This is a genomic window from Megasphaera cerevisiae DSM 20462, assembly GCF_001045675.1.
GTDB classification, from domain to species: Bacteria; Bacillota; Negativicutes; order Veillonellales; family Megasphaeraceae; genus Megasphaera; species Megasphaera cerevisiae.
In genome coordinates, this window is the sequence record NZ_LEKT01000076.1 from 1 (window position 1) to 8,884 (window position 8,884).

An 8,884-nucleotide genomic window follows, 5' to 3' on the forward strand; every position below is an offset into this window, starting at 1 on the left:
GTTCGTTTTGCTCGCGACTGTTGTTTTTTCTTGTTCCAGTAGTATGTGGTTTCGTAAGCATATGTAATGCCAGATCTTTTATCGGTTTGCGTTATGATGGACATGCTTCACCTCGTCATGTTTATATCTATTATTATAAAACATGACGAGCGAATAGTCAAGCGTAAATGGCAATGAACGTAGTAAAATCAATGGTTTTAACGATGTATGACGAAACATTCATCGTCATGTTTTCGAGAATCCAGGATACAAAAGCTCTGCCGCCACTGCAGCATGGCGATATTTTGCTCCACGGACACACACACATCCCAGCCTGGGAAGCCTTCGGAAAAGGCAATCTTTATCTGAATCCCGGCTCCGTATCTCTGCCGAAAGACGGCAGCTTTCACAGCTATATGATGATACACAAAACAGTACTGCAATGGAAAACACTGGATGGTACCGTATACCACCGCCTACTGCTGAATCATCAATAGGTTTCACCCCGCCGCGCAGCCCGTATTGCCTGCAGGGCTCATCCGTTAGGATGACTATGGAAAACCAAACTAAAACGGACTGGAAATTTCTTTCCAATCCGTTTTAGTCAATTGGCATCCGCCTTATCTATGCCGCTGATGTCCATGATGATCACCGTCACGATACTCAATATCCCGTTCCAATATAGCGCCTGTTTCCGCATCAATCGTCAGATCTCCATCCCAGATATTCTGCGTTTGGAAATCTACTTCGTAGACTTGACGCCCATGCTCATAATCCTGTTCTACCTTATGAATCGAGGCACCGGGATATTCTCTGGTGACAATCTGTTCTACCTCCTGCGGACTGATTTTTGCCAATGCTGTCGGAACAGCCCATACGCCGCTTACAGCTAACACAGCTAAGATTACGCCTAATGCTTTCTTTTTCATCTCATATTCCTCCTAGTTGTATTTAGTTGCAGTAATACAATGCTATGTAATTAATTATTACACATATTTTACATCTCGTCAATAAATAATTAACAGGCGTTATCCGCTAATTATTCATATTATATATTTCAAGGCAGTACTCGTTAATCTCCAAAAAAAATCCTTCCCGATAGATAATTCGGGAAGGACTCTCATATCACTAGACGTATTAAGATTTGCGCATAGCTCTTTTCCGATCATGCTTATCAAGAATAGCTTTGCGAACGCGAATGCTTTTCGGAGTAATTTCCACCAGTTCATCATCATTGATCCATTCCAACGATTTTTCCAGGCCCATAGCGCGCGGCGTAATTAAGCGGAGCGCTTCATCCGAAGAGGAAGAACGCGTATTTGTCAAATGTTTTTTCTTACACGGATTCACTTCGATATCCACATCACGATTGCTTTCACCGACAACCTGGCCGAGATAAATTTCTTCAGCCGGTTTGATGAACATGACACCGCGATCCTGCAGATTGAAAATACCATACCCAGTTGTCGTCCCCGTTTCAAAAGCAACTAAGCTGCCGCGGGTACGGCCGGGGATATCGCCTTTCCAAGGTGCATAGCCATGAAATACATGATACATAATGCCATTCCCCTTGGTAGCCGTCAGAAATTCACTGCGGAACCCGATAAGACCACGAGCCGGAATAATAAACTCAAGCCGTGTATACCCGGCAATATCCAGCATATTGACCATTTCAGCTTTACGGGTGCCCAGTTTTTCCATGACAGTACCCATAAATTCCTGCGGTACATCGATAGTGAGGGCTTCCAGCGGTTCACATTTTTTACCGTTAATATCCTTTGTAATAACACTTGGCTTACCGACCTGCATTTCATAGCCTTCACGGCGCATTTCTTCGATGAGAACGGCAATATGCAATTCGCCGCGGCCGGACACCTTAAACGCATCGGCACTGTCCGTTTCTTCTACACGCAAGGACACGTTTGTCTGCACTTCACGGAACAGACGATCGCGCAGATGACGGCTCGTTACAAAATCCCCTTCCTGACCGGCAAAAGGGCTGTCATTGACATAGAAAATCATCGACAATGTCGGTTCGTCAATATCAATTTTCGGAAGCGCTTCCGGATTCTGCGGATCGGCAACGGTTTCCCCGATCTTCAAATCAGGTATACCGACAACACACGCAATCTCACCCATAGCGGCTTCTTCCTGCTCCGCACGTTTTAAGCCTTCATAGGTATATATGCGGCCAACCTTAGCTTTGCGCTGGCTTTCACCGTCCGTAATGATAACCTGCTGATTAGGGCGCAATCTGCCGCGGACGATCCGGCCAATAGCAATTTTTCCTACGTAATCATCATAATCCAGTGTGGTGACCATAAACTGCAGCGGACCATCAATATCTCCCTGCGGGCACGGGCAGTATTTGACAATTGTCTTAAAAAGCGGTTCCAAGCTGTCACTGTCATCATCCATAGAATATTTAGCAATGCCGTCACGGCCATTTGCATATATAACAGGGAACTCAAGCTGTTCATCTGTTGCGTCCAATTCCATAAACAATTCCAGAACTTCATCTTCGACTTCAGAAACACGCGCTTCCGGCTTATCAATTTTATTGATAACCACGATGGGTTTGAGCTTCTGTTCCAGGGCTTTGCGCAGTACGTATTTAGTCTGCGGCATAGGTCCTTCAAAAGCATCTACCAAAAGCAATACACCATCAACCATGTTCAGCACACGTTCGACTTCACCACCAAAATCAGCATGCCCCGGTGTATCTACGATATTAATTTTAACGCCTTCATGCATAACAGACGTATTTTTAGACAAAATAGTAATGCCTCGTTCCCGTTCAATATCGCCGGAGTCCATTACACGTTCGGCAACCTTTTCATTCGCCCGGAAAACATGGCTTTGTTTCAGCATCGCATCGACCAATGTTGTTTTGCCATGGTCAACATGGGCAATAATTGCAATATTGCGTATATCTTTACGTTCCATCTAATGTCTTCTCTCCCATTTATCAAAAATAACAGCACTCAAAGGTAACTTAGATAGTATATCACAAAAAGCCTCCTTTGACTATACGTCATGAGGCTTTTTGTAAAAAAAACACGTATAATTTACATTGATTTTAGTCTTCGCCAATAATGCGTACTTCCGGCTCCAGACGGACTCCATGCTCTCGCTCTACTCGCCGCTGCACCTCTTGGATCACCTGCAGAATATCTTTGGCTGACGCATGACCTGTATTGACAACAAAGCCGGCGTGCTTCGTCGATACCTGAGCGTCTCCGCAGGACAATCCTTTCAGCCCGGTCTGATCAATCAGCGTACCGGCAAAATATCCCGGCGGACGTTTAAAGGTACTGCCAGCACTATGCATTTCCAGCGGCTGCTTACTGCGGCGCCGTGTCATGAGCTCCTCCATGGCCGCCTGAATTTCATCTGCATCGCCGACCCGCAGCGAGAGTTCTACCTCCACAACAAATTCCTGAGATTTCTGAAACCGGCTCTGCCGGTAGCCAAATCCCATATGCGGTGAACTATAAGTTTGTACGCTGCCAGTGCTGCTGACCGTACGGACCCTGGAAACAACATGACTCATTTCTCCGCCGTAGGCACCGGCATTCATAAACACAGCTCCGCCCAGCGTGCCCGGAATACCGCAGGCAAATTCAATGCCGGTCAAATGGCGGGTCTGTGCGAATTGACAGACATCCTTCAGCATATACCCAGCACTGGCCAAAATTTTGGTATTATGGCAGGACAGCACTTTTTTCAATAAATTCAACTGAATGACAATTCCCCGGATACCGCCGTCGCGGACAAGAACATTTGAACCGCCGCCCAGTACCACCACAGGCAGTTCCAGACTGCGAGCAGCCCGGACTGCCAGCGACATTTCCTTAACCGATCCCGGCAGCACAAGAACATCAGCAGGGCCGCCTACGGCAAAGGTCGTATGCTTGCTCATGAGTTCATTCACAAGCAATCTGTCGGGAGATATAGAACCGCTTAATTGTGAAACAAAACCTGTTAACGCATATGTATTAATCAAGGATGCTCATTCCTTCTGCCATTGCATTCTGAATAATTTGAAACACATTGCCTGCTAAAGACTGCCATGTATTATATTTTTGGAGATAATCCACGGCAGCCTGATTATTCTTAATCATTTCAGACATTTTATTCAGCTGTTCAGTTTTTTTCCTAATCGGTTTATCGCCCATGGATTGGGCATATGCCAACTGCGCCTGCAGCATGAGAAACTCACGCACCATGCGTGTCGTTTTTTCATCCTGTGCCAGCGCATTTCCGGCTTCAAGCAATTGCTTATATTCGCTGCACGCTTGTATAGATTCCGCTAACGCGTTTGCCTTATCATATATTTCCACTGCACACACCTCATTATTTTAAATTTGCAATGCCGATACCGCCCCGTGCCATATTGGGAAATCTGAGCTGCCGCAGCGCCTCATAGGAAACAATTGCGACGGCATTGGACAGATTGAGACTCCGGGCCCTGTCAACCATAGGAATGCGGAAACAGCTTTCGGGATATTGCTTCAGCAGGCTTTCCGGCAATCCCTTCGTTTCTCTGCCAAAAACAAGGAGATCCTCCTCTTGAAATTGAATATCCGCATAACATTGTTCTGACTTCGTCGTCAAATAAAAAAAGCGATGGTCCTTGTATTTTTCCAGCACTTCATCAAAATTTTCATGTACCTGTACATCAACGAGCGGCCAATAATCAAGGCCGGCCCGCTTTAAATGTTTATCATCCAGTGAAAAACCCAAGGGCTTCACTAAATGCAGCACAATATGATTGGCTGCGCACAGCCGGGCAATATTGCCCGTATTACCAGGAATTTCCGGCTCTACCATAACGATATGCATACTATCACTCACTCTCCAAAAGTTATTGTACAGGATTTCATAAGGAAGCACAAGAGGAAAAGGCTTTCCTTCTGTTTTTATTGATTTTCCTATTTGATTATGTTATAATATTAGATAATAGTTATTATTTAATATTATTTTAATATTGATTCTTAGAGAGAGGTGTTTTTTCCATGGATGATTTTGATAACATTGCCCAGTATCCTATTTATTTTGCCCCCGGCTGTAAGCTGCTGCAGTTGCAGCCCGCATTAGTATCAGATGTTTATGACTACCTTCATAAGCTTTTCGGCAATATTCATCTGTACACGCGCTGCTGCATCTTGGATGATGCCAAACAGCATGACGAAGAAGCCGTATTTATCACACTCTGTGATTCCTGTTTTCAAATTTACGGCGAAACCTATGCCAATCTGCATATGCGCGATTTCTGGGCTGTCTACGATGAATACAAAGACATTTATCCCTTAGGCGATAAAGAAGATCTGCTTCGCAGTGAATTAAAAACAACCTTCTGCGGCTCCCTCCCGCAGAAACACATAAAAAACTGGTTTGAAGAATGGGAAGCTTGGAGCACTCGATAAGAGGTGAACAACATGAAATTGAATTATTACGGTCACGCGGCGTTTACCTTGTCCGATGACACGTCAACGCTTCTATTTGACCCGTTTATTACTGACAACCCATGGACACAGGTCTGTCCAACTGGCATTGCCTGTCAGTACATTATTCTTTCTCATGCCCACGGCGACCACTACGGCGACGCAGAAGCCATTGCTAAAGCCAACGATGCGCTTGTCATCAGCACAGCAGAGGTCGCCGGAAAAGCCGGTGCCGCCGGCTGCCGAACTCATGCCATGCATATTGGCGGCAGTGCCGATATGCCCTTTGGCAAAATACGCCTGACACCTGCCTGGCACGGCTCCGGCATCACCGGAGGACTGGCCTGCGGCTTTATTGTAGAACTGGACGGAAAACGAATTTACTACGCCGGAGACACCGGTCTTTTTTCTGACATGAAAATTCTGGATCGGTTCGGACCAATTGACTGTGCCATTCTTCCCATCGGCGACAACTTTACCATGGGAATAGAGGACGCGGCCCTGGCAACTTTATGGATTCAGCCAAAGTTCGTTATTCCAATTCACTATAAGACTTGGCCCGTTATTGACACGGATCCGCAGGAGTACAAAAAGCTGACAGAATCAAAATATAATATTCCCGTACAAATTGTTGCTCCGGGAACTGTATTTGAATTCTAAAAATAATATCGTATAAAAACAAAGGAATAGGGGATTAATCCCCTATTCCTTTGTTTTTATACATGCCCCATCAACGCCGGGCATATGCCCTCTCCACACTTTTCTCTACCATTTCTGCTCTTGCCTCTATGTCTAGAATGGCATCCATCATCTGCCGCACAAACACTTCATCCATAATAGATTTCAGATTGATACGCACACTATAAAATGCAGACCGCATTGCAGACCGGGCATTCATTGCCGCAATTGCGCCATCCGTAATAACCCAGGCATTGCCATAACGCACGGTCTGATCTGCCAGCTGCAATAAAACAAAAATATCCTTTCCCAATGCAAAGGGAACGGCTGCCGCATGCGTAAAAGCACGCTGCACCACAGCCGTGCGATCAGGAGTGTCCCGGGGAAGGCGGACAGCCCGAATGACGTCATCAAATGCTCTGGCATCTTCATCAATACCGCGTAGATATCGCAGGCGCAGTTCTCTGGCCCGATCTCGGATCTCCTGCATGATCAGGTCCACATCTTCATATCCTTTTTTTCCTATCGTTAAATTGGCTACCATTTCTACAAGGGCAGCTGCCGATGCTGCCGTCATAGCGGCAATGCCACCACCGCCCGGCACCGGCTCCCGCGAAGCCGTCGCCTCAAGAAGCTCATCCAGCGGCATCGACTGTAAATAACTAAAATCCATATCAGAATAGCCCTGTAATAACGCCATTTTCATCTATATCCATCCGATTGGCCGCAGGCATCTTCGGCAGGCCCGGCATAGTCATAATATTACTTGTCTGGCAGACAATAAACCCGGCACCAGTGCAGACACGGACATCCTTCACAGTAACGGTGAAATCGCTGGGCGCCCCTAAAAGCGCCGGATTGTCCGACAGGGAATACTGTGTCTTAGCTACACATACAGGCATCTTGTCGAGTCCCAGCTTTTCCAATTCCTTTATTTGCTTCTGCGCATTGCTTTCAAACACGACACCGGCACCACCATAAATTCTCTTTACGATGATTTCCATTTTACGGGCAATCGTATCCTCAATGTCATACAAAGGTTTATACGGCGTCCGAGGCTGTTCTATGAGTTTCAGCACCTTTTCTCCCATTTCAATCCCGCCTCTGCCGCCTTCGGCCCAGCAATTATTCAGAGCTGCCTCTGTGCCATAATTACGGCATAATTGACGGAGAAGGGCGATTTCTTCATCTGTATCCGTCATAAACCGATTGATACCGACCAGGACCGGTACATCAAATTTGCGCATATTATCAATATGCTTAGCCAAATTGACAAATCCCTTTTGCAATGCCTCCAAATTTTCCTCCTGCAGGCATTTTTTATCTACGCCGCCATGCATTTTGAGCGCTCTGACCGTCGCTACGATGACGACGGCATCCGGCTTGATGCCGGCAAAGCGGCATTTGATATCCATAAATTTTTCAGCGCCCAAATCGGCGCCGAAGCCAGCTTCCGTCACTGTGATATCTCCCATTTTCATGGCCAGTTTCGTTGCCACTACGGAATTACAACCGTGAGCAATATTGGCAAAGGGACCGCCATGGACTAAGGCCGGCGTATTTTCCGTAGTCTGCACAAGATTCGGCTTGATAGCGTCCTTCATGAGAATCGCCATGGCACCTTCTACGCCAAGCTGACGAGTCCGGACGGGATTGCCATCCAAATCATAGGCAACCACAATATCCCCCATGCGTTTCTTCAAATCCATCAGATCGTGCGCCAAACACAGAATCGCCATGATTTCAGAAGCCACCGTGATCATAAACTGATCTTCCCGCGGAAAGCCGCATACTTTGCCGCCCATCCCCACTACAATATGACGCAGAGCTCGGTCGTTCATATCCATGACCCTTTTCCAGACAACACGCCGCACATCGATCCGCAGCGCATTGCCCTGATGCACATGATTATCGATAGCTGCTGCCAAAAGATTATTTGCCGCCGTGATAGCATGCATATCACCGGTAAAATGGAGATTAATATCCTCCATAGGCAAAACCTGGGAATAGCCGCCGCCGGCAGCGCCGCCTTTTATGCCAAACACAGGCCCCAGGGAAGGTTCCCGCAGGGCTACAATAGTTTTATGCCCCATATAATTCAACGCCTGCGCCAGGCCGATTGTCGTCAGGGTCTTTCCTTCCCCTGCCGGAGTAGGCGTAATCGCCGTAACCAGCACCAATTTTCCGTCCTCGTTTTCAGAAAAGCGTTTAATTGCGTCAAAAGAAATTTTTGCTTTATATTTTCCATACAGCTCCAGGTCATCTGCTGTCAGACCTACCTTCCCGGCAATGTTCACGATGGGTTCCAACCGGGTCTGCTGTGCAATTTCGATATCACTCAATACCTTTGCCATACTCTGCAACACTCCTATTCCAAAAAATAAAAATACCGACACTTCCGGAGCTTTCGCCCAGACGGTCGGCTGTATCGTCAATCATGCTCCCCGTGGTAACTCCACTTCCGTCAGTCACATGATCATACGTGTATTATACAAGGCCGCAAAGGAATTTGTCAATGGTCTCTCCGCCTCCGTATGTGTCAAGAAGTTCTCGGTGAATGTATTGACCTAGATAATAGCTAGCCTCATCGACATCGTTTTTTTATAAAAATGCAGGCGTTGAGAAACTGTTAGCTAACTTCCCTATGGCACTGCTGGACGGGCCATTATTGCAAATGCGTCCGTGATGAATCCCTACATGCGTTTGAAAGGGAATCTTCCGCATGACTCGTCTCATCGTCCCACGGAAAGTGCGGCTGACTGGAGCGGTAAACCCCTTGG

Annotated in this window: 10 protein-coding genes and 1 riboswitch; of the genes, 3 read left to right on the forward strand and 7 right to left on the reverse strand. The window is 46.7% G+C overall.

Features of this window, described 5'->3' with window-relative positions:
* The first annotated feature begins 173 nt into the window (after positions 1-173).
* Positions 174-476 (forward strand): metallophosphoesterase family protein, encoded by a 303-nt coding sequence (locus tag AB840_RS14305; protein WP_234984948.1) that lies wholly within the window; start codon positions 174-176, stop codon positions 474-476.
* Between the two features lie 123 nt (positions 477-599).
* Here AB840_RS14305 and AB840_RS14310 read toward each other — a convergent pair whose 3' ends face one another.
* The 5 genes from AB840_RS14310 to trmL form a co-directional block, all read right to left on the reverse strand.
* The gene (locus AB840_RS14310) at positions 600-908 is read right to left on the reverse strand and encodes a PepSY domain-containing protein (RefSeq protein WP_048515522.1); all 309 of its coding nucleotides are present in this window, start codon (positions 906-908) and stop codon (positions 600-602) included.
* A 208-nt stretch (positions 909-1,116) separates the two neighbouring features.
* Positions 1,117-2,925: a translational GTPase TypA gene (typA, locus tag AB840_RS14315; RefSeq protein ID WP_048515523.1), complete on the reverse strand. Its 1,809-nt coding sequence runs from the start codon at positions 2,923-2,925 to the stop codon at positions 1,117-1,119.
* A gap of 133 nt (positions 2,926-3,058) precedes the next feature.
* The gene (murB, locus tag AB840_RS14320; protein WP_048515524.1) at positions 3,059-3,985 is read right to left on the reverse strand and encodes a UDP-N-acetylmuramate dehydrogenase; all 927 of its coding nucleotides are present in this window, start codon (positions 3,983-3,985) and stop codon (positions 3,059-3,061) included.
* Positions 3,978-4,322 (reverse strand): YlbF/YmcA family competence regulator, encoded by a 345-nt coding sequence (locus AB840_RS14325; RefSeq protein ID WP_048515525.1) that lies wholly within the window; start codon positions 4,320-4,322, stop codon positions 3,978-3,980. The genes murB and AB840_RS14325 overlap by 8 nt, the downstream gene beginning before the upstream one ends.
* A 13-nt stretch (positions 4,323-4,335) precedes the next feature.
* A complete protein-coding gene (gene trmL / locus AB840_RS14330; RefSeq protein WP_048515526.1) occupies positions 4,336-4,824 on the reverse strand; it encodes a tRNA (uridine(34)/cytosine(34)/5-carboxymethylaminomethyluridine(34)-2'-O)-methyltransferase TrmL in 489 nt (162 codons plus the stop codon).
* A gap of 173 nt (positions 4,825-4,997) precedes the next feature.
* Here trmL and AB840_RS14335 point away from each other — a divergent pair, with 173 nt between their 5' ends.
* Positions 4,998-5,408: a hypothetical protein gene (locus AB840_RS14335; RefSeq protein WP_048515527.1), complete on the forward strand. Its 411-nt coding sequence runs from the start codon at positions 4,998-5,000 to the stop codon at positions 5,406-5,408.
* Between the two features lie 12 nt (positions 5,409-5,420).
* Positions 5,421-6,086 carry a metal-dependent hydrolase gene (locus AB840_RS14340; RefSeq protein WP_048515528.1) on the forward strand — a complete coding sequence of 222 codons (666 nt, stop codon included), beginning with the start codon at positions 5,421-5,423 and terminating at the stop codon, positions 6,084-6,086.
* Positions 6,087-6,156: 70 nt separating this feature from the next.
* Here AB840_RS14340 and AB840_RS14345 read toward each other — a convergent pair whose 3' ends face one another.
* Entirely contained in the window at positions 6,157-6,804 is a 648-nt protein-coding gene (locus AB840_RS14345; protein WP_234984947.1) for a cyclodeaminase/cyclohydrolase family protein, read from the reverse strand.
* The gene (locus AB840_RS14350) at positions 6,779-8,458 is read right to left on the reverse strand and encodes a formate--tetrahydrofolate ligase (protein ID WP_048515529.1); all 1,680 of its coding nucleotides are present in this window, start codon (positions 8,456-8,458) and stop codon (positions 6,779-6,781) included. Before AB840_RS14350 ends, AB840_RS14345 begins: the two co-directional genes overlap by 26 nt.
* A gap of 48 nt (positions 8,459-8,506) precedes the next feature.
* Positions 8,507-8,586, reverse strand: a riboswitch (ZMP/ZTP riboswitch).
* Between the last annotated feature and the right edge of the window lie 298 nt (positions 8,587-8,884).